Here is a 20,989-nt window from a genome sequence, read left to right on the forward strand (position 1 = left end):
CCCTGCCCTATCGTACTGCCATGTCCCGCTTGCTGATGAACCTGCTTCTTGCTGCCGCACTGGTGCTGTCGCCGCTGGTGGCGCTGGCCCATGGCATGGCGCAGGATGGGAAACCCTCCGGACAGCATCACCGGATGGCCATGGCGGCCATGGACCATGTGCAGGCGGGGCACGCGGGTGGCCATGAAGACGCAGCCGCCGTTGATGATCCGGCCAGCCTTGCCGCCTGCGCCAGCATTTGCCTTCTGCTCGCCTCCTTTGCCCTTCCGGCGCAGCCTGCGTCCCTGCCCTCTGCGCCCGTGCAGACGCATGAGGGCGCCTCCGTGCACCTCCCCTCCCCCACCGGCGCCGCGCCGCCGCTGCAGCCGCCCCGCGCTCTCTCCGCCTGAAACCTGAGCCCTGATGCGGATGCGCAAGCCTTAAAAGGCGCCGCGCCGCACTGGCTCACCGCCTGATTTTTTCAACGGACCGGGATGATGCCTCATCCCGTGGAGAGATGTTCATGATCACGACAAGACGCGCCCTGCTGCAGGGCGGCGCCGCCCTTGCGGCCTGTGCAATGCTGCCTGCCAGCCCGATCCTTGCGGCCACACAGACCGGCACAAGCCCCCTGCCCTTGCGCGCGGTCAAACGCACGCTGGAGGTGAAGGGCCGTGCCACCACGGTGCTCGGGCTGGAGGGGCCGTCCGGCCCCGGCCTGACGCTGGACGCCGGCCAGCGGTTTCAGGTCAGCCTGACCAACGGGCTGGACGAGCCAACCCTGATCCACTGGCACGGCCAGATCCCGCCCAACGAACAGGACGGCGTGCCGGACATGCCGCTGCCCGCGCTCCGCCCAAGCGAAAGCCGCGCCTATGACTTTGCCCCGCGCACGGGCACTTTCTGGATGCACAGCCACATCCCCTTTCAGGAGATGCAGCTTCTGGCCGCGCCGCTGATCGTGCGCAGCGCGGCAGAAATGCAGGAGGACCGGCAGGACGTGGTCATGCTGCTGCATGACTTTTCCTTCCAGAGCCCGGAAGAAGTGATGGCCGCCATCGGTGCGGGACATGGCGGCGGACATGGTGATGCGCATGGGCACGGGCATGGCAGCCATGGCGCGGCTGCGGCGGGCCACGGCGCGCACGCCGGACACTCTCCCGCGAACGGGCCGGCCGGGATGGACATGTCCGGCGCGCAGATGGCGGGCATGGACCTCAACGATCATGACTGGGACGCCTATCTCGCCAATGACCGGACGCTGGACGACCCGCAGGTGGTGCAGGTGGAGAAGGGCGGACGGGTGCGGCTGCGCATCATCAACGCCTCTGCCGCAACCGTGTTCTGGATCGAACCCGGCGCACTGGCCGGACGGCTCACCGCCGTGGACGGCGATCCGGTGCAGCCGCTTGCGGGCAGCCGCTTCGGCATTGCCATGGGCCAGCGCCTCGACATCGAGCTGGACCTGCCCGCCACATCAGGAAACTGGCCCATCCTCGCCCGGCGGGAAGGCGCACGGGAGCAGACGGGGCTGATCCTTGCCACGGCAGGCGCCAGCATCAGCAAGCTGCCAGATATGACGGAGGCACCAGCACCCGCCTTTGATACGGATCTTTCACAGGAGAGCCGTCTGCGCGCGGCCCACCCCTTGCCGCAGCGCCCGGCGGACCGGCAGATGATGGTGATGCTGGGCGGCACCATGCAGCCCTATCTCTGGACCATCAACGGCGCCGTCTGGGGTGAGCATCAGCCACTGGAAGCCGTCAGCGGGGAGAGGGTGGAAATCACCTTCCACAACATGTCGATGATGGGCCACCCGATGCATCTGCACGGGCACGTGTTCCAGGTGGTGGCGGTCAACGGCCAGCGGCTCTCCGGCGCACTGCGCGACACCGTCTACGTGCCGCCCATGGCGATGGTGACGGTGGCACTGGATGCAGGCGAGGCGGCGCGCTGGATGCTCCACTGCCACCACATGCCGCATCTGGTGACCGGCATGATGACGGAGTTTCAGGTTAGCGCCTGAGCGGCAAGGGCAGGGGGAGGGGCATCCTCTCCCCCAAAACTTCGCAATTGCGAAGCTGGTCCCAGGCGGCGGCGGATGCCATATGAACCGCTGGCTTCCGGGACAGTTCTGCCGTCCCCCCCTATTGCGCCAGACGCAGCTGGGCGTAGCGGCTGCCTTCGCGGGCCAGCAGCTCGGCTTCGCTGCCTTCCTCGACAATGCGGCCCTGTTCCACCACGAAAACCCGGTCAGCGCCTGCGATGGTGGCCAGCCGGTGGGCGATGATCAGTGTGGTGCGGCCGGTGGACAGCTCGGCCAGCGACTGCTGGATCGCCTTTTCCGTCTCCGTGTCGAGGGCGGAGGTCGCCTCGTCGAGGATGAGGATGGGCGGGTTCTTGAGGAAGATCCGGGCGATGGCAAGCCGCTGCTTCTGCCCGCCGGAGAGTTTCACCCCGCGCTCGCCGATCACCGTATCAAGGCCATCGGGCAGGCTTTCCACCAGCTCGTCCAGCCTTGCCCGGCGCACGGCCTCACGGATATCGGCTTCGCTGGCGCCAAGGCGGCCATAGGCGATGTTCTCGCGGATGGTTCCGGCAAAAAGGAACACGTCCTGCTGCACGATGCCGATGTTGGACCGCAGCGACTTCAGCGTCAGATCGCGGATACCGGTGCCGTCGATGGAAATGGCACCGCCGGTCACGTCATAAAAGCGCGGCAGCAGGGAGCAGATGGTCGTTTTGCCCGCGCCGGACGAGCCGACAAAAGCCACCGTTTCACCCGCCCTGATGGAGAAAGAGACCCCGTTGAGCAGCGGCGCAGCGGCGTTGTAGCCGAACTGCACATCCCTGTAAGCAATATCGCCATTGAGGCGGCCCACGGCGCGGGCGGCCGGACGGTCGGCAATATCCGGCTTGACGGCCAGGAAGGAGAGATAGCGCTGAAAGCCGGCGATGCCCTTCGGATAGGTCTCGATGACGGAGTTGATCTTCTCCACCGGGCGGAAGAACACGTTGACCAGCAGCAGGAAACCGACAAAGCCGCCCGCGCTCAGCTCGCCGCGCACCACGAACCAGGAGCCCGCCAGCATCACCACCACCTGCACGAAGCGCATGGACAGGTAGGACAGCGACATGGAGGCGGCCATCACCTTGTAGGCGGCAAGCTTCGTGTCGCGGTAGCGGGTGTTGCTGTCGGCAAAGAGGGCGCGCTCGTGGTCCTCGTTGGCAAAGGCCTGCACCACGCGGATGCCGCCGACATTCTCCTCGATCCGGGCGTTGAAATCCGCCACCCGGCCATAGAGCGCGTGCCAGGTTGCCGTCATCCGGCCGCCGAAATGCGTCGTCACCCAGGCGGTGACCGGCACGACGACACCGGTGATCAGCGCCAGTTCGGTGTGCACATGCAGCATCAGGAAGAAGGCGCCGATCAGCGTCATCAGCGCGATGAACAGATCTTCCGGGCCATGGTGCGCCACCTCACCGATTTCCTCCAGATCCTTGGTCAGCCGGGCGACGAGATGGCCGGTCTTCTGATTGTCGAAATAGCCGAAGGAGAGTTTCTGCAGGTGATCAAAGGCCTTGCGCCGCATCTCCGTCTCGATGGCGATGCCCAGCATGTGGCCCCAATAGGTGACGATGATCTGAAGCCCCGCATTGCAGAAATAGATCGCCATCAGTCCCAGAACCGCCAGCGCGATGAGGCCGAGCTGGCCTGTCGGCAACAGCCGGTCAATGAACAGCGTCACGGCCAGCGGAAACGCCAGCTCCAGCATGCCGGACGCAACGGCGCTGCCGAAATCCAGCGCGAAAAGGCCCTTGTGCGGCTTGTAATAGGCGGCAAAGCGCCGGATCAGATCGGATTTTGTCATGGAACTTCAGGGCTTTACGTGCAGGGCAGGGGAGGCTGGAGGAGAAAAGTCTTCTCCTTTTGCCGCAGCGCTCCTCTCCCCCCTTGAGGGGGAGATGTCAGCGCAAGCTGACAGAGGGGGGTGGAAGCGCTTCAGCACGGCGGGAACTCTCTTGATGACGGACAGCCAGATACCCCCCTCTGCCCCCTGCCGGGGGCATCTCCCCCTCAAGGGGGGAGAGAAGTTGGGGCCTGGCTGGCCGTCCGTGGTAAACACCGCCCCGGCAAAGGGCAGGGGAGGGGGGACAGCAACGGCGGGCAGGGCGCTTGACCTTTCGGCCCCGATCCGCGAAACATGAAAACATAACTCCAGTTTGACCAGTAACGGAATCCGGGTTTCATGTCCATGTCCGCCAGCGCCCTCCGGGCTGACGCCGCGCTGTCCCTCGACCTTCCGCTGGCCCTCGCCTTTTCTCTGGAAAATGTCAGCTTCCGCCTTGGGGACAAGGTGCTGCTGCAGCAGCTGGATCTGGACCTGCCGGCGGGCAAGTCCATCGCGCTCATCGGGCATAACGGCTCGGGCAAATCCACGCTGCTGAAGCTGCTCGGCCGCCAGCAGGAGGCGGCCGGCGGCACCATCCGCTTTCAGGGCGAGGCCTTGAGGCGCTGGAACGCCCGCGCCTTTGCCCGCAAACTCGCCTATCTGCCGCAGCACACGCCCGTGGCCCCCGGCATGCTGGTGCGCGAGCTTGTGGCCCTGGGCCGCTATCCCTGGCATGGCGCCCTGGGCCGCTTTGGCGCCGCCGACAAGGCCAAGGTGGAGGAGGCGCTGGCCCGTACCGGCATGGAGCCTTTCGCCGACCGGCTGGTGGACACGCTGTCCGGCGGCGAGCGCCAGCGCGCCTGGCTCGCCATGATGGTGGCGCAGGATGCGGACTGCCTGCTGCTGGACGAGCCGATTTCCGCGCTCGACATCGGCCACCAGCTGGAAGTGCTGGGCCTGATCCGCGATCTGGTGCGTGACAAAGGGCTGACGGCCATCACCGTGCTGCATGATATCAACATGGCCGCCCGCTTCTGTGATCACATCGTGGCGCTGCACTCCGGGCAGAAGATCCTTGAGGGCAGCCCGGCGGACATCATGACCAGCGAGGCGCTGCGGCGCATCTACAACGTCGACATGGACGTCCTGCCCGCCGCTTCCTCCGGCCATCCGGTGGCACTGGTCCGCTGAGCCAGCGGGCGGGCACGCAGGTTTTGCTTTGATGCCGGAAAGGCAAGCCGTTTCAGAGTTTTGGCACAAGTTGGCAGCCGGAGTTTCAATGCCCGGCCTATCTCCCCCTTTCCCCTTGAGGAGCAGTATTTACACCGGATTGCCCGTCAGGCTCCAACTCCTCTCCCCCCTTGAGGGGGAGATGCCCCCGGCAGGGGGCAGAGGGGGGTAACGGACTGTCCGTTTATGAGAGAGATTGCCGTATTGAGGCGCTGCTACCCCCCTCTGTCTGCTGACGCAGACATCTCCCCCTCAAGGGGGGAGAGGGGCGCTGCGGCAAAAGGAGGGTGCGCTCCTCCTCCATGCGTCCGTTACAAACACTGCCCCTCAAGGGGAAGGGGGACTGAAAACCGCCCTAGCCACGCTTGCGCGCTTCCGCTCTCAGTTCGTTCAGAAGCCCGCCGGCATCCAGCTGGCGGCCTTCACCGCTCGCCATGCCTTCATCATAGGCCTGTTTCAGGCGGGCCAGCTCCAGCTGGCGAACCTCTTCCCGCTGCTCCCACAACCGCAGGGCTTCGCGGACGATTTCGCTGTTTGAAGCATAGCCGCCGCTGTCAACGGCAGCCTGCATCATCGCAGCCTGGTGCGGGGTGAGGGATACGGTCAGGGTGCGCATGGGTGTAGCCTTCCTTTGCGGCCATTTTACCACGCATAACAAGATCCAACAGTTCTTGTTAGAAGCACCTCGTGCCAGTTCTGGAAGAGCCTTCCCCCTCGCGCGCGGCTCAAGCGCTTGCGCAAATCCAGCGCCGCGCGCCGTCTCTCCTCTGGACAGCGGGCAGGGGAGGGGCCTACTGTGCGTTTGTGCACAAGCTGATTTTCTTCAGTGTCTTCAGTGCACAAGCCATCTCAAGACGGGGTGCAGCCGCGCCCTGAGCTCATGGGTTGCCCCGCATGACCGACGGACCTGAAAAGACCGCCTTTCTCTCCGCCCGCGTGCCGGTGAGCCTGAGGAACAGGTTCAAGGCCGCCGCCGCGCAGCGGGGGCTGAAGGTGCAGGAGCTTCTGAACGAGCTGCTTACCAACTACACGGAGGGGCTGAACCGGCGCGAGCCTTCGGCGACGGAGGTCATCCACCTCCTGCGCGCCCAGAAGGAGCGGCTGATGCGCCTCGGCCTCCTGCATCTTTATCTCACCGGCCCGCTCGCCCGGGGCGAGCCTTCCACCGGGCAGGAGGTGAACCTGTCCTATGAGCTGGACCCGCAGGCGGGCCTGTCCCTGCTCAGCATCGGCCGGGTGGGCGGCATCATCACCGCCTCTCTGCCGGATGACCTGAAGGTCACGCTCGTTCCCCGCAAGAAAGCCGTTTCCGCCGCCACCTATGCCAGCAGCACGGACGACGAGATCCGGGTGTTCTGAGGGGAGGGGAGGGTCGCATGCGCATTGCCGTCATTTCCGATGTTCATGGCAACCTGATTGCCCTCGATGCAGTGCTGGACCACATCGCCCGGCAGCAGCCGGACGCGATCGTCAATCTCGGCGACCTTGTCTCCGGCCCTTATGATCCCCAAGGCAGCGCCGAGCGCCAGATGCGCCTTGCGGCCATGACCCTTGCGGGCAACCACGAGCGCCAGCTGCTGGAGGGCGGAACCGGGGCCTCTGACAGTTTCGCCAGAGCCCGGATCACGCAGGCGCACATGGACTGGATCGCCAGCCTGCCGCAGACGCTGACGCTGGCGGATGGCGAAGTCTTCGCCTGCCATGGCAGCCCGGCGGGCGGTGACCTTGACTATCTGCTGGAAGATGTCAGCCGGGGCTTTCCGGTGCTGGACACGCAAGCAGCCATCGCCAGCCGCATTGCAGGCATCGGCCGCGCCCGTGTTGTGCTCTGCGGCCACACCCACATTCCGCGCCTTGCCTGGGTGGACGGGGTGCTGATCGTCAATCCCGGCAGTGTGGGCATGCCCGCCTATGCGGATGACGCCCCCGTGCCGCATGTCATGGAAGCCGGCACGCCGCATGCCCGCTACGCCATGGTGGAGCGCACGGCACACGGCTGGGCAGCCACCTTCAACGCCATCCCTTACGACTTTGCCGCCGCCGCAGACCAGGCAAAGCAGGCAGGCCGTGAGGCCACCGCAACAGCCACCCTGACCGGGCGCATGAGGTGAGACAAGATCTTTCGATGGCACAGCATCCTTGCTGAAATCGTCAGACGCCGCACTGCCTTTCAGCCCTCCTCGCCACAGGCGGGCCATGTTCACACCGGACTGCCAGTCAGGCTCCAGCTCCTCTCCCCCTCAAGGGGGAAAGAAGCGCTGCGGCAAAAGGAGACTGCGTTTCTCCTCCTTGCGTCTGATGTAAACACTTCCAAGTCACCGGGGCGGGATACCCGCCGTGACGTGAAGCCTTGACCAGAAGGCCCCGCCCGGAATGCAACTGCAATTCGCGGGACGATAGATTTTTCAGCAAAACCGCCCCTGAAGCCTGCGAAACATTTGGGCTTTCAGCCACTTATTGCGCCTTGACGGTTGGTGGGTTCACGCCCTCAATATTGCTTGTACACAAATGATCTTTGCCGTTCCAGCAGGTACAAGGCCCACAACCGGCCGGCCTGAACAACCGCCGCCAGAGGCGAACAGCAATGAAGTTTCACCAGCCAGCAGAAAGATTACACAATGCCGAAAGCCATTGCGACTTGGGGATATTCCGGCTCCCTGACGGTTCTTGCCGCGCTTCTACTATCAACAGGCATAAGCCGGGCAGAGGATGCTTCGCCCGCCTTCATCGAAGCCTGCCGCTCGGTCAACCAGACAGGCGTGCCGGAAGGACAGGTCACCCAAGCCCAGTTCAACCGCGAAGAGGTTGTGGCCGGCAGCACGGTCCCGGCCCATTGCCTGATCCGGGGCGTCATGCGTGAAAGAAAGGGCACAGACGGACGGTCCTATGCACTCAATTTTGAGCTGAGACTCCCGGTCAACTGGAACCAGCGGTTCTTTTTCAACGGTGGCGGCGGGGTTGACGGGCGCCTCCCGTCTGCAACAGGCACCTACAGCTTTGGCGGCCATGCCACCACGCCCCTGCAGGACGGCTATGCCGTCGTGACCCATGATGGCGGCCATGTCGCGGACTACACCAATCTGCAGAGCAACACGACCTTCCTGTTTGGCGGCGAGCATCAGGCCCGGCTGATGTACGGCCACGAGCACATTCCGCTCGTCGCAGCCGCAGCACGGCAGCTCATCTCCGCCGTCTACAGCGAAGAGCCCAAATTTTCCTACTTCGTTGGCTGCTCGAACGGCGGCCGCCAGGCTCTGATGGCGGCCCAGCGTTATCCTGACCTGTTCGACGGGATCATTGCCAACGCACCGGGCTTCCGGCTTGCACAAGCCTCGATTGACGGCGGCATCTTTCGAACCCAGCTCGCCGCATCGGTTGCCCCCCGGCTGGAAGATGGCAGCCCGGACTGGAAAAACACGCTGACCCCCGAAGAAGAAGGCATCGTCAAGTCCCGCATCCTGGCCGCCTGTGACGCCCTGGACGGTGCCGAAGACGGAATGGTGAGCAACTGGCAGCAATGCACTCCCGATCCGATGGACTGGGTCTGCAGCGGCAGTTCCACGGACTGTCTCAGCCCCGAAAAGGCCACCTACGTCAAGACGTTCACGGAAGGGGCAAAGACAGCCGGCGGCAAGCAGGTCTATTCGCGGTGGCACTATGACCCGGGAATGGTGGGCGAGATGGGCTCCCCTTCGCCATTTGCCCGCTGGATCTTTGCCGGCGAGTCCTCGCATGTCTACACCACGCCACCGACCATCACATCCGACATCGCAGGCTATGCGCTTCATGCCAGTCTCGATGAGGAGTTCGCCAAGCTTTTCGCAACGACGGCCGACTTTCCCGTCAGCGGTGCGGAATTCACCAACGCAGAAAGCCCGGATCTCGATGCATTCAAGGCAGCCGGATCCAAACTTTTCATCATGAACGGAACAGCCGACTGGGCCTTCTCCTTCCATGATGTTGTGGCCTACCGCGAGGCTGTGGCAGAGCGTTACGGCGAGGCGGAAACAGACGCCTTCATGAAAATCTTCGCCGTTCCGGGCATGGGTCATTGCCGTGGCGGAGCCTACGGAACGGACCGCATGGACTTCATGACCCCGCTGGTGGAATGGGTCGAGAAGGGGCGCGAGACAACTGAGGTCATGTCCGAAGCCCGCGCCGAGGCAAAGGTTTCATGGCCTGGCCGGACCCGCCCCATCTGCGCCTATCCCAGGCAGGCCTTCTACAAGGGGGAGGGCGATATCGAGGACGGAGCGAACTTCGTCTGCCGCTAGAACCATTCCTGCAAGAATGGGAACCGGTTCTGCCGCCGGAATTTTCTGAAAACAACCGGCTTGCCTGCCCCCATACGCAAGGGCAGGCGAGCCGGCTCTCACCTTTCCCGGCCCCTTACGCCCCCTCCACCAGCAACCCGCCCCTTGCCAGAAAGCTCTGGGGCGGGGTGCCGAAGTAGCTGCGGAAGGCGGCGGAGAAGGCGCTGGCGCTGCCATAGCCCAGCCGGTGGGCGATTTCCGTGCTGCTGTGGCCATGGTTGAGCAGTTCCAGCGCCGAAAGAAGCCGTAACCGGCTGCGCCATTGCCGGAAGGTGAGCCCGGTCTCCCCATGGAACAGGCGCTCCAGCGTGCGGATGCTGGCCCCCGCCATGGTGCCGAGTTCCGCAAGGGACCGGCCATCCCCCGGATTGGCCACCAGATGCCGCGTCACCCGCAGCAGGCGCGGATCGTGCCCGCCGGGCAGATGCAAGGGGGCTTCGGCCAGCACCGTGATCTCATCCAGCGCAAGGGCGCAAAGATACCGGTGATGACTGGAGCGGCCACCTGCCTCGTTGCCCGCCTCGTTACCCGCCATGCTGCACAGCCGCAGGATGATCTCGCGCATCAGCCCCGTCATCAGCCGCACGCTGCAGGCGCTGCCCGAGAGGGCAGGGCGGCCCTCAAGCGCGCTGGGGTCCACATAGAGATTGCGGATCTCCACTTCCGTTTCCGAAACGGTGTGATGCGGCACGCCGCCGGGGATCCAGACCGTGTGCGACGGCGGCACGATCCACACCCCGTCCGCGCTGAACACGCGCAGCACGCCGCGCACTGCCCACAGAAGCTGGCTGCGGGGGTGGCTGTGCGGGGCAACGGCCCAGCCGGGCGCCAGCCTTTCGCTGCGGGCCAGCACCGGCCGCTCCGGGTCGATCACGAAGGCCGTGGGGGAGGGGGCGGCATTTGGCGTGTCAGCGACATCAATTGGCATGATGATGGTCTAACGCATTGCGGCCGCAGAAGCTAGTTTGGCCTCCCCGCACCAGACCAGGATGTTCCGCCGTGACCAGCCCCATTCCCCTGCCCAAGGCGCTCGCCTTTGGCCTCATCGCCGTTTCGCTGCTGATTGCCCTGTTTCCGCCCGCGCCCTTGAGCCCGGTTCAGGGGCAGACGCTGGCCATCATTGTCCTCACGCTCGGGCTCTGGGCGACGAGCCTCGTGCCCAACTATCTGGCGGCGCTGATCTTTTTCGCTGCGGCGCTGATCCTGAAGCTTGCCCCCGCGCCGCTGGTGTTTTCCGGCTTTTCCTCGGCGGCCATCTGGCTGATCGTTTCCGGCTTCGTCATCGGCAGTGCCATCAGCCTGTCGGGGCTGGGCGACAAGCTGGCCGCTGCCCTCGCGCCGATGCTGACCGGCAGCTATCTGCGCCTCATCGGCGGGTTGATGCTGATCGCCATGTTCCTCGGTTTCCTGATGCCGTCCTCCGTCGGCCGCGCCGTCGCGCTCATTCCGGCGGGGATGGCGCTGGCCACCCGCTGCGGCTTTGAACCGGGCTCCAATGGCCGCACCGGCATTGCCGTGGTGCTGACCATCGGCTGCAACATGCCGAGCTTTGCCATCCTGCCGTCCAACATTCCCAACATGGTGCTGTCCGGCGCGGCCGAAACCATCTACGGCACGCATTTCAGCTATGTCGATTATCTGCTGCTGCATTATCCGGTGCTGGGCATCGTCAAGTCGGCGCTGATCGTGTTTCTGGTGCTGCGGTTCTTCCCCGCAAGGATCAGCCGTACCCGCGGCCAGATGCCCGATGCCGCCCCGCAGAAGCCTGAGGCCGAAAATGCCGCCACCGCGCGGCTGAAAACCTCGATCATCCTGATGGTCACTCTTGGCTTCTGGGCGACGGACAGCCTGCATGGCATCAATCCAGCCTGGATCGGTCTGGCGGCAGCCATCCTCCTGATGCTGCCGGGCATCGGCATCGTGCCGCCGCAGTCCTTCAAGACCTCCGCCGATTTCGGCACGCTGCTGTTTGTGGCGGGCGCGCTGGCCGTGGGCACGCTGGTCAACCAGTCGGGCCTCGGCACCCTCATCGGGCAGGGGCTGCAGGCGGTGCTGCCTCTGGCCCCGGCGGAAACAGGGACACAGACGGGCGCACAGGGCCTCGTCAACTTCCTGTCGCTGACGCTGATGAGTTTCGGCACCAGTCTCGTGGCCACGGTTCCCAGCGCGCCGGCGGTGCTGACGCCCATGGCGCAGGACCTTGCAACGGCCAGCGGCTTCAGCCTCGATGCGGTGCTGATGACGCAGGTGCCCGGCTTTTCCACCGTGCTGATGCCCTATCAGGTGGCGCCGCTGATCATCGCCATGCAGATGTCGGGCGAGCGGCTGACCCATCTCACCCGCCTGCTCCTGCCGCTGACCGCCCTGACCATCCTGCTCATTCTGCCGCTCGATTACCTGTGGTGGCGGCTGCTGGGCTGGGTGTAACCCGGATCAAGATCACCCCGCCACAACCGCCAGCACCGCTCCGCCTGCGGCGGCCAGTACAACGGCGGCGAAGGGCGGGGCCCTGAAGGCCACGAGCAGCACGAAGCAGGCCAGCGCCAGGGTGAAATCCGGCAGGCCGCCGATGGCGCTGGTGAAGACGGGCGTATAGAGCGCGGCGCCCAGAATGCCCACCACGGCGGCATTGGCCCCCTGCATCAGCGATTGCGCCGGGGCGAGGGTGCGGAACCGGTCCCAGAAGGGCAGGGCGCCCACCAGCAGCAGGAAGCCGGGCAGAAACACGAAGACAAGCGCCAGCGCCGCCCCCGCAAGGCCATTGGGCGCAGGCCCCAGCACCGCGCCAAGATAGGCGGCAAAAGTGAAAAGCGGCCCCGGCATCGCCTGCACCGCGCCATAACCGGCGAGGAAGGCATCCGGCGTCACCCAGCCGGGCTGCACCACTTCCGCCTCCAGCAGCGGCAGCACCACATGGCCGCCGCCGAAGACCAGCGCCCCGGCGCGGTAGAAACTGTCCATCACCGCAAGGCTCTGGCTTTGCCCCGCCAGAAGCGGCAGCAGCACCAGCAGCGCGGCAAAGCCAGCCAGCGCGGCAAGGGCCACGCCCCGTGTGACGGGCAGGGGGGCAGGCGGGGCGGCAACTGCTCCTTGCCCCCGGCCCAGCACCAGACCGGCGCTGGCGCCCAGCAGGATCGCCGCCACCATGCCAAAAGCGCCGGGCAAAAGGGCGAGCAGGGCGACAGCGCCAACGGCAATAGCCGCGCGCTCCTTGTCTGGGCAGAGGTTTTTTGCCATGCCCCAGACCGCCTGCGCCACAATGGCAACGGCAACGATCTTCAGCCCATGCAGCGCGCCGGTGCCCAAGGGGCCGGACATGCGCGCCGCCGTCATGGCAAAGAGGAAGAGCACCAGCGCCGAGGGCAAAGTGAAGGCGGTGAAGGCGGCGAGCGCCCCCAGCCAGCCGGCCCGCATCATCCCCAGCGCAAAGCCCACCTGACTGGAGGCAGGCCCCGGCAGAAACTGGCACAGCGCCACAAGGTCTGCATAGGCCCGGTCCGTCAGCCAGCCGCGCCGCGTCACCAGCTCATCGCGGAAATAGCCAAGATGGGCAATGGGCCCGCCAAAGGACGTAAGCCCCAGCTTCAGAAAGGCCCCGAACACCTCTCCAGCCGTCCCTTTCGGCCCTGCGGCCGCTTGCGTTCCCTCTCCGCTGCTCATCGCCCGCCGGTCTCTCCTCAAGAGTGTCAGGTGCCCAGTAACCGTAGCCGTGTGACGGCTGCGTGACGAGGGGGCTCTCGCCGCCGGGCTTGCGGAGACGGGTGTGAACCAGCTTGAAACCGCTCCCGGCGAGTGAAGCTCATTGAAAGCAATTATCAAAAAACCCGAAGAATGTTCACTGCCCTGCAACCTCTGCATCCGTCATCCTCGGCCTTGTGCCGAGGATCTGCACAAGTCAATGGCTTGCAGATGGCCGGATGATCTTGACGGCACAGACACGAGCACCCTTGCAATTTTTGATGGCATTTCCTAGCCTTTTTCGCCGAACAGCAAGCATGCTTACCGCCCGCATCCCGCGAAGGAAGCAAAGCGGTACCAGGTGCGCGATGCACGCGATTTTCTGGACCGGATCGGGGTCAGGCCATGAGCAACACCATGACTTACAAGGGCTATGCTGCCCGGATCGAGTATGACGACGAAGACGGCATCCTGACGGGCCGCATTGCCGGCATCCGCGATACGGTGGGTTTTCATGCTGACACGGTGGAAGGCCTGCGCGAAGCCTTCCATGAGGCAGTCGAGGACTACATCGAAACCTGCGCCAGGATCGGCAAGGAGCCGCAGAAATCCTATTCGGGGCAGGTCATGTTCCGCATCAGCCCCGAGGTTCACCGCAAGGCCGCACAGGCCGCCGAACTGTCCGGCAAGAGCCTGAACCAGTGGGCCGAAGAAGTGCTCGACCGGGCTGCGGGGTAATAGACCCGGCAGAGGTCTCGAGAGAGGCGTCAGACCTCAGCTTTCATCGACGATGCTGATGATCTTTCCGTCTACGACGCGGAAGGCGGATGCGCCTGAGAATGAGAGCTTCTGGCCAGCCTTCCATCCGTTCGGCAGGCCGGTTGCCACAACCGCCGTATAGTCGATCTCGGCCAGTGTGGTGCCCGCCACGGTGATCGCGTTCACGACCTTCTGGTGCCGGGTCTCGAATGCGGATGCGCCGAACCTCGCCATCTGCGCAAAGCTCTGCTTGTCCAGCGCCTCCGCCGTCACTTCACCGCCGGAGATGTTCTGAAAGACCACGTTCCCGGCGAGGCACATCAGCATGCCCTCGACGTCCTTGCGGTTATAGGCATCAATATAGGTTTCGATCGGATCAGGCAGACGTCCCATCAATCGCACTCCGGCAAGAGTCCCAGCTCCGGTCCTCTACCACAGCCGCCTGACGGTTTCACGGCGTTCCGTCCGTTTCACAGTGACGCGGTGGTCCCGGCAGCAAGCGCTCCCGGCACACAACCGGAAGGCCCAACATCTCCACTGCAATTTATCGCGTAATCTATCTTATGGAACATAATCAGATTTGAGATCCGCAATGCAGACGCCGGGGGGATGACCGGGGGCCGCATGGGCTTGACCGGTATTCAACCGGTCAATCTCTATGAGTGCTGGTCTCAGCCGATGCGCCGCATCTGAAGGCTTTGCAGGGCAATGGTCTTGCGCCGGTGGTCCGGCACGCCATGCGCCTCGAAAGCCGACTTCACGCCGGAGAAGCGGAACTCGATCCGCGTGCCGGATGTGTTCTCCTGCCGGCTGCGCGTCTTCACCGAGGCCACGAGGAAACCGTCGCGGATCGAGGTTTCGTGCGGCACATAGGAATCATTGATGAAGATCTGCATCGACGCATAGATTTCATCATTGATCACCGACACGATGTTGAAATCAATCGAGGTCTCGCCCTGAAGCGCAATGGCGGGATAAAGCACCGAGGATGGCCCCGGCCCGCCCCATCTGGCGCAGCCGCCGCCAAGCCCGGTCTCACGCTCAAGCCAGCCCTCGCCCACCAGTGCGCTTTCCATGCCGAATGCGGCCTCTTCCCCTGGCGCCAGCACCCGCAGCTTCTGCCCGCCGCGCAGCTGGAACAGCGCATCGTGATAATCCTGCACGTGCCGGTCAAAACGCTTCTTCGCTTCATCGAAGACGATCGCATCGACCTTGTTCTTCTCGCTCAGAATATCCTTGAGTCTTTCGCGCTCAGCCGGATCCAGCCTTGCGCTCTGCGGTGTAACATTCAGTTTTTCATCGGAGTAAGTGTTGTAGAAACCCAGATTGAAGGAGACGATCTCGGCAAACATGTCCAGCCGGTCCGTCACGCCCACAAGATCGATGTTTTCCAGATTCTTCAGTGCCGTCTCCAGCAGGATGTCATCAGCAGGAACACTGCCCACATAGCCTGCAAGCCGCTTTGCCTGATAATTTTCCATAAAATAGGCATGCTGGCTGTCACGTTCGCCGTGAAGCACCGCGTCGAGGTCACCCCGTTTCACATCATTGATCACGCTGACCAATTCGGGCGTGACAGTTTTCATGTGAACATCCGGGATGCGGCGCCAGTGTTCGATCTGCGAGAAAACGCGCCCAACCGGGTCCCTGAACACTGAAATGACCTTGAGAAACGGATAGAGCTGGCGGAAATCATCGATCACCAGATGCGAAAAATGGAACTTTGCTATCAGTTTGTACTGCGCAAGTTCCGCACACATCTGGATCCGCTCAGCATGCCTGCGCCGGGCATCACAAGAGAAGTCTGCAAAATAAGTTTCTGCCGAGCGGACAGCGACAATCTTGTCATCCGCGATATACTCGCCAGCGGCGTAATTATTCTCAAGAAATCGAAAGAACGACGTCCCGCCCGTCTTCATCAAATGCAGGAAAAAAAGATAATGGTCACGCATCAGGATATCCGCCGCATCTGAACGCTTTGCAGGGCAATGGTCTTGCGCCGGTGGTCCGGCACGCCATGCGCCTCGAAAGCCGACTTCACGCCGGAGAAGCGGAATTCGATGCGCGTGCCGGATGTGTTCTCCTGCCGGCTGCGCGTCTTCACCGAGGCCACGAGAAAACCGTCGCGGATCGAGGTTTCGTGCGGCACATAGGAATCATTGATGAAGATCTGCATCGACGCATAGATTTCATCATTGATCACCGACACGATGTTGAAATCAATCGAGGTCTCGCCCTGAAGCGCAATGGCGGGATAAAGCACCGAGGATGGCCCCGGCCCGCCCCATCTGGCGCAGCCGCCGCCAAGCCCGGTCTCACGCTCAAGCCAGCCCTCGCCCACCAGTGCGCTTTCCATGCCGAATGCGGCCTCTTCCCCTGGCGCCAGCACCCGCAGCTTCTGGCCGCCGCGAAGCTGGAACAGCGCATCGTGATAATCCTGCACATGCCGGTCAAAACGCTTCTTCGCCTCCTCGAAGACGATTGCATCGACCTTGTTCTTTTCAGTCAGGATTTCCCTGATCCGTGCACGCTCCTCTGGATCAATCTTGCTCTCTTTCGGCATCACGTTCAGACGTTCTTGGGAGTAACTGTTGTAAAAACCAAGATTGAAGGAGACGATCCCGGCAAATTTTTCCAGCCTGTCCGTCAGACCAACGAAGTTGATCCTTTCCAGACTTTTCAGAGCCAGTTCGAGCAGAACCTCATCTTCCAGGTCATGAAAGACATGTCCTGCGAGAGTCCGGGCCTGATAATTTGACATGATCTTCCTGCAGAAACGGTCAGCGCCAAGATTTTGCACCCTTTTCAGAGGAGCAGTTCTGAGCTCTTCGATCAAAGAGCGCATGTCCGAATCCAGCTTGTTGAAATTCACCTCAGGTGTGCGGCGCAAATTCTCGATATGCGACAGCGCTCTGTCCACAGGATCGCGCAGAATTGTTATGATCTTCGTATCTGGGTAAAAGTACAGAAAATCATCAACGAAATTGAACGAGGCATGCAGCTTCGAGATGAGCCGGTGCTTTCCAACCTCCGCCAGCAATTTCAAATATTCGTTTTCAAGACGCCTTGTCCTTCGAGGAGATTGCGCCGAGAAATCGTCGATGCCCCTGTAGATTTCCACCATCTCCACAGGGATCTGATCGCTTTCAGCATAGCCATTCTCAAGAAAACGGTAGAAAGACGTTCCACCTGTCTTCATGATATGAAAAAATATAAGATGATCATCCTGCATGGTCTTCATCCCCAGGGGTCCTGCCCCTTGCGCACCGCAACATAGTCGCCGTGCGGCGATGTGAGCAGTTCTTCAAAGGTCAGCGGCGCAGACACCTCGATGGCGCCGTTGTCATGCAACATGGGCTTCAGATAACGCACCACGAAATTCTCTTTGACCAGCAAGTCCCACATGTCCCGGACGGCGGCCTTGTAGTCCTCGTTGCCATGGTCATAGGCATAGCCGGACCACTCGAAGATGATCTTGCATCGCGGCGAACGGCTGATCAGGTTTCTGGCACCCACGAGGACAAAGGGCTCGGCCTGTTCCACATCGCAGTGGATGAGGTCAGCCGTCATGCCGGCGGTGATGTCATCCAGCGCCAGTGACTGCACCTTGAAGAAATTCAGCAGCCCGCGTGCCGGGTTCCACCGCCCATCCGCCTCAAGCAGATGCGGCAGGGCTTCCGGGGACCAGAAGGGCGTGCCGGTCTGGACGGCAGAGGCTTCCACATCATGCCGGATATGGCCACCGCCAATGTACTGATAGTCGAAGGTGAAATCGAACTCAGCCCCCGAATGCAGATAGGCGGCACGGTTGTAGGCCGTCACACGGTCGACGATACCGGCCCACAGAATGGTCTTCATCAGAATGCTGAAGACATGCGGATTGGCCTCAACAGACACAACCTTGCCGCCCGATCCCACAATCCGGGCACCGAGACAGGTGAAATAGCCGAAGTTCGCCCCGACATTCACATAGGTCTCGCCGGGCCGCAGCAGCTCCTGCACCAGCCGCGTCGTCCAGGGCTCATGGATGCCATCGCGGACGATGCCGACTGCAACATCCACGTTGTACCCCGGCACAACAACATGCCCGTCCCAATTGGTCCGGGCGAGGATGAGGCCATTACCCAGATAGGTGGCGCCTTGCATCAATTAACCCCTCTTTTTGCGTACCCAAGAAGACATACTTAATTCAGTAATTCCTGAAATCAAATCTCCAGACTACCATGAGATATCTTCACTCTACGGGTAGTCAATTGATCAAGAAGCGCCCTATTGTGAGACGCACAAATAAATGCTTCATTTCGAGCAACAAAATTCTGCAGTCTATCGTGCGCCTTTTCATGAAAGGCCTCGTCCGCCACACCGATCCATTCATCAAGCAAAAGCAGGTCTGATGGCTCAACGGTATTCACGGCAAACTGGAGCCGTGTGGTCATGCCGGGAGAATAGGTCGACACGGGCATATCGAAGAAATTGCCGATTTCGGCGAACTCAATCACATTCTCCATGAACGCTCCAAGCGGCATGGAGCCGATGCCGAGCAGGCCATACTGCAGCTCTGCATTCTGACGGCCAGTCAATGCGGGCACCAGCCCGGCACCGATGCTGATCAGCGGACGCACCGTGCCGTAGTGCTCGATCGTGCCGGACGCGAGGGGAAGCAGCCCGCCCAGAACCCGCAGCAGCGTTGTCTTGCCGCTTCCGTTCGAGCCGGATATGCCGATCCTGTCGCCCCTGCGCACCTCAAGGGAAACCTTGTCGAGGGCGCGCAGCTTCCAGCCGCCATCCCTGCCGCAGAAAATGCGGGGGTCCTGCGAGGTTTGCCCGGAATAGCGGAAGCCCCGCAACGGAATCTCGACCGTTGCCTCGATGAGGCGCGCGACCAGAGGGCGGGTGTTCTCAGGCTCCAGGCTCATGCCACCCACCCATAGACCATGGCAAGGCGCTGACGCCGGTGCACGAGGCGCAGCAGAAAGAGGCCGGTCACGGCAAGGCCGCCGCAGACAGCCAGGGACATGAGCGGCCAAGTTCCATAGAGAACCGGCGCCCGGATGGCTTCGATCACGTGAAAGACCGGATTGATGTCCGCCACCCAGCGATGCTCCGAAAACCGCTCCACGGAATAGAACACCGGCGTCACCAGAAAGATCAGCAGCAGGATCTGGGCCAGAAAGCCGCGCAGGATGCGGAAAGTGTTGAAGATCACCGTCAGAATGGGCGACCAGATGATGACGGCGAGCGACGCCAGCACGACACCAGCCAGCAGAGCCGGCACATTGGCCGAGAGAAGAATCGCAGGATTGATCAGGGCAATGATCAGCACCGACGACAGCACGCGCGCGCCCAGGCCCAGCAGATAGTCATGGGCATCGACCATGTAGACGATAAGGCTCGACAACCGGGGAAAGGCAAGGTAGCGCACGGCCCTTTCACTGGCATTGGCCATGCGCGCAATCGCAGCGGAAAGCGTTTGCCAGATGGCAAAGGACAAGCCGAAATACGGGATAAAATCCTGTACCGGCTCTGCAAAGACGATCGACATGACCGTGCCGAGAATGGCCATGTGAAGTGCGGTCGAGATGAACGGACCCAGCATGCCCATCCCTGTGCTCCGCCGCGACTCGGCCATTTCCGCCAGATAAAGCATCCAGGCGATCCGGCGTTGCCGGATGGCAAGCCAGATGTCGTCCTTCAAGCCGCGCTCGATCCAGAGGGAGTACCGCCGCTGCGGAAGAGTTGCCGCATCGGGGCCCGCAGCGTCAGCGGACAGGGACTGGACGGCAGCGTGATCAGTCATGTTTTCCAGCCTGGTTGCGCAGAAGGAGCTCGATCTCCTCATCCGGCATCTCAAAGCTCGCCTTGTAGACTGCGCGGTTGGTATCTGCGGCATAGCGTTGCGGCATCAGTGGCGGCGGGTTCTCCACGACGCTGACAATCCGCTGTGCAAGCTCGATGTAGTTGCCGATGTCGAAGAAGTTCAGCCGGCCGGGGTTGTAACGGTCATACTGCAGGAACGCCTTGTTGCGGGCACAGACAATCCGGGCCCCCACATCATTTGCGATGGCCAGGGGACCGGACGAGCTCTGGCCAACCTCTTCATAGGGCAGAACCACGACGTCACAGGCCTGAATGGCAGAGGCGAACTCGTCATCCTTAACCGCGCCCATGAAATGCACCCGGCCAGAGATATCCTGCATGCCGGTCATGATCTGGCGCAGCAGATCAGGGTCATCCAGATGCATGTTCACCCTGTCCTCGCGCGCCGGTGCCTTTTCGCCCGCGGTCTTCGGGTCAACCCCTTCGGTAATCAGGCCAAGCATCCGCTCGAGGTAGGGCTGAACGGCCTCGCCCTTGCGGATGTCATTGGGGTGCACGCCCCCAAAGATCATCAGATGGAAGTTCCCGGGCAGACGGCGCAAAGCGTGAATGGCAGTCAACAGACCTTTATAGGGGCTGATGAAGCCAAAGACGCCCAGAACCACAGGATTCGCGGTCTTCCTGACGGCTGCCGGCAAGGGCATGCCAAGTTGCGGCGCGGCCGCGCTTCCGCCGTCACCATAGAAGACCAGCGGATGATCAAGAACGCGCCGGAGCCTGTAGACCAGCTTGTGACTGCGGGCATCTCTGCGGGTGTGGAAGATGGCAGATGTCCTGGCCCGCTCCTGTCTTGCAGCAATGCTCTTGAGGATCGGATGGCCCAGCTCACGGCCAACGCGCATCTCGTTGAGGATCTCGAAGAAGCCGCGGCGATCCAGATGCCGCATGGCGCGCAACAGGTCGCGCAGTCCACGGCCGCCGATTGGCAGCACAGTGTGGAAGGTCACGGTCAACGGCTTGTTGTGGTAGGCCAGCATCTCAAACCGGCGGACGATATCCGCATGGGTAGCGCCCAGCGTTCCGTGCTCCAGCTGAATGTTCACAGCATCGAAATCAGTCAGCTTGGTGACGATCTCGGCGATCAACTGGTCACCGAGCTTGCGGAGCGGCCGCATCGTCGAACGAAGCAAGTATTGGTCCAGATCGAAGACCGTGACCTCGTAATCCTGCTCAAGCTGCCGGACAAGTGTCTTGGTGTAGCCCGCGATACCGCAAAGATCGTCGTAGGTTGATACGATTGCAAGCTTCTTCAAAGCGGAC

The 20,989-nt window shown here is 62.6% G+C and carries 20 protein-coding genes; 9 read left to right on the plus strand and 11 right to left on the minus strand.

Annotated elements, in window-relative coordinates; all coding sequences use genetic code 11:
- Positions 1-20 precede the first annotated feature (20 nt).
- Both H163_RS0115230 and H163_RS0115235 read left to right on the plus strand, forming a co-directional pair.
- The gene (locus H163_RS0115230) at positions 21-389 is read left to right on the plus strand and encodes a hypothetical protein (protein WP_019965463.1); all 369 of its coding nucleotides are present in this window, start codon (positions 21-23) and stop codon (positions 387-389) included.
- A 107-nt stretch (positions 390-496) separates the two neighbouring features.
- On the plus strand, positions 497-2,005 hold the full coding sequence (locus H163_RS0115235) for a multicopper oxidase family protein (RefSeq protein WP_019965464.1): 1,509 nt from the start codon (positions 497-499) through the stop codon (positions 2,003-2,005).
- A 121-nt stretch (positions 2,006-2,126) separates the two neighbouring features.
- On the opposite strand, the gene H163_RS0115240 is transcribed toward H163_RS0115235, so the two are convergent.
- Positions 2,127-3,851 carry an ABC transporter ATP-binding protein gene (locus H163_RS0115240; protein ID WP_019965465.1) on the minus strand — a complete coding sequence of 575 codons (1,725 nt, stop codon included), beginning with the start codon at positions 3,849-3,851 and terminating at the stop codon, positions 2,127-2,129.
- Between the two features lie 378 nt (positions 3,852-4,229).
- Between H163_RS0115240 and H163_RS0115250 the strand changes: the two genes are divergently transcribed.
- The gene (locus tag H163_RS0115250) at positions 4,230-5,063 is read left to right on the plus strand and encodes an ATP-binding cassette domain-containing protein (RefSeq protein ID WP_019965467.1); all 834 of its coding nucleotides are present in this window, start codon (positions 4,230-4,232) and stop codon (positions 5,061-5,063) included.
- A gap of 394 nt (positions 5,064-5,457) precedes the next feature.
- Here H163_RS0115250 and H163_RS0115255 read toward each other — a convergent pair whose 3' ends face one another.
- Positions 5,458-5,718: a type II toxin-antitoxin system ParD family antitoxin gene (locus tag H163_RS0115255; protein WP_019965468.1), complete on the minus strand. Its 261-nt coding sequence runs from the start codon at positions 5,716-5,718 to the stop codon at positions 5,458-5,460.
- Between the two features lie 278 nt (positions 5,719-5,996).
- On the opposite strand from H163_RS0115255, the gene H163_RS0115260 reads away from it, so the two are divergent.
- The 3 genes from H163_RS0115260 (at position 5,997) to H163_RS0115270 (ending at position 9,376) form a co-directional block, all read left to right on the plus strand.
- Complete coding sequence (locus H163_RS0115260; RefSeq protein WP_019965469.1) at positions 5,997-6,461, plus strand: hypothetical protein; 465 nt, start codon at positions 5,997-5,999, stop codon at positions 6,459-6,461.
- A gap of 17 nt (positions 6,462-6,478) precedes the next feature.
- Positions 6,479-7,213 (plus strand): metallophosphoesterase family protein, encoded by a 735-nt coding sequence (locus H163_RS0115265; RefSeq protein WP_019965470.1) that lies wholly within the window; start codon positions 6,479-6,481, stop codon positions 7,211-7,213.
- Between the two features lie 507 nt (positions 7,214-7,720).
- Positions 7,721-9,376: a tannase/feruloyl esterase family alpha/beta hydrolase gene (locus H163_RS0115270; RefSeq protein WP_019965471.1), complete on the plus strand. Its 1,656-nt coding sequence runs from the start codon at positions 7,721-7,723 to the stop codon at positions 9,374-9,376.
- Between the two features lie 115 nt (positions 9,377-9,491).
- Here the strand turns inward: H163_RS0115270 and H163_RS0115275 are convergent, their stop codons facing one another.
- The gene (locus H163_RS0115275) at positions 9,492-10,343 is read right to left on the minus strand and encodes an AraC family transcriptional regulator (protein ID WP_019965472.1); all 852 of its coding nucleotides are present in this window, start codon (positions 10,341-10,343) and stop codon (positions 9,492-9,494) included.
- A gap of 71 nt (positions 10,344-10,414) precedes the next feature.
- On the opposite strand from H163_RS0115275, the gene H163_RS0115280 reads away from it, so the two are divergent.
- Complete coding sequence (locus tag H163_RS0115280) at positions 10,415-11,842, plus strand: SLC13 family permease (RefSeq protein WP_019965473.1); 1,428 nt, start codon at positions 10,415-10,417, stop codon at positions 11,840-11,842.
- A 12-nt stretch (positions 11,843-11,854) separates the two neighbouring features.
- Here the strand turns inward: H163_RS0115280 and chrA are convergent, their stop codons facing one another.
- On the minus strand, positions 11,855-13,075 hold the full coding sequence (chrA, locus tag H163_RS0115285; protein ID WP_019965474.1) for a chromate efflux transporter: 1,221 nt from the start codon (positions 13,073-13,075) through the stop codon (positions 11,855-11,857).
- 423 nt (positions 13,076-13,498) lie between these two features.
- Here chrA and H163_RS0115290 point away from each other — a divergent pair, with 423 nt between their 5' ends.
- A complete protein-coding gene (locus H163_RS0115290; RefSeq protein WP_019965475.1) occupies positions 13,499-13,831 on the plus strand; it encodes a type II toxin-antitoxin system HicB family antitoxin in 333 nt (110 codons plus the stop codon).
- A gap of 36 nt (positions 13,832-13,867) precedes the next feature.
- Here H163_RS0115290 and H163_RS0115295 read toward each other — a convergent pair whose 3' ends face one another.
- A complete protein-coding gene (locus H163_RS0115295) occupies positions 13,868-14,245 on the minus strand; it encodes a nuclear transport factor 2 family protein (protein ID WP_019965476.1) in 378 nt (125 codons plus the stop codon).
- A 278-nt stretch (positions 14,246-14,523) separates the two neighbouring features.
- On the minus strand, positions 14,524-15,438 hold the full coding sequence (locus tag H163_RS0115300; RefSeq protein ID WP_208975415.1) for a hypothetical protein: 915 nt from the start codon (positions 15,436-15,438) through the stop codon (positions 14,524-14,526).
- A gap of 129 nt (positions 15,439-15,567) precedes the next feature.
- On the opposite strand from H163_RS0115300, the gene H163_RS24710 reads away from it, so the two are divergent.
- The gene (locus tag H163_RS24710; protein WP_208975416.1) at positions 15,568-15,825 is read left to right on the plus strand and encodes a hypothetical protein; all 258 of its coding nucleotides are present in this window, start codon (positions 15,568-15,570) and stop codon (positions 15,823-15,825) included.
- On the opposite strand, the gene H163_RS0115305 is transcribed toward H163_RS24710, so the two are convergent.
- From H163_RS0115305 to H163_RS22980, 5 genes are read right to left on the minus strand one after another with little or no spacing between them, the layout of a single operon-like run.
- Positions 15,804-17,093, minus strand: a complete 1,290-nt coding sequence (locus H163_RS0115305) for a sulfotransferase family 2 domain-containing protein (protein WP_019965478.1) — start codon at positions 17,091-17,093, stop codon at positions 15,804-15,806. The genes H163_RS24710 and H163_RS0115305 overlap by 22 nt on opposite strands.
- Positions 17,090-17,998 carry an FkbM family methyltransferase gene (locus tag H163_RS0115310; RefSeq protein WP_019965479.1) on the minus strand — a complete coding sequence of 303 codons (909 nt, stop codon included), beginning with the start codon at positions 17,996-17,998 and terminating at the stop codon, positions 17,090-17,092. The genes H163_RS0115305 and H163_RS0115310 overlap by 4 nt, the downstream gene beginning before the upstream one ends.
- Positions 17,999-18,057: 59 nt before the next feature.
- On the minus strand, positions 18,058-18,768 hold the full coding sequence (locus tag H163_RS0115315) for an ABC transporter ATP-binding protein (RefSeq protein WP_019965480.1): 711 nt from the start codon (positions 18,766-18,768) through the stop codon (positions 18,058-18,060).
- Positions 18,765-19,649: an ABC transporter permease gene (locus H163_RS0115320; protein ID WP_019965481.1), complete on the minus strand. Its 885-nt coding sequence runs from the start codon at positions 19,647-19,649 to the stop codon at positions 18,765-18,767. Before H163_RS0115320 ends, H163_RS0115315 begins: the two co-directional genes overlap by 4 nt.
- Entirely contained in the window at positions 19,642-20,982 is a 1,341-nt protein-coding gene (locus H163_RS22980) for a glycosyltransferase family protein (protein ID WP_019965482.1), read from the minus strand. The genes H163_RS0115320 and H163_RS22980 overlap by 8 nt, the downstream gene beginning before the upstream one ends.
- Between the last annotated feature and the right edge of the window lie 7 nt (positions 20,983-20,989).

Origin of the sequence: Pannonibacter phragmitetus DSM 14782, from assembly GCF_000382365.1 — a bacterium.
In the GTDB taxonomy this organism is placed as follows: Bacteria; Pseudomonadota; Alphaproteobacteria; order Rhizobiales; family Stappiaceae; genus Pannonibacter; species Pannonibacter phragmitetus.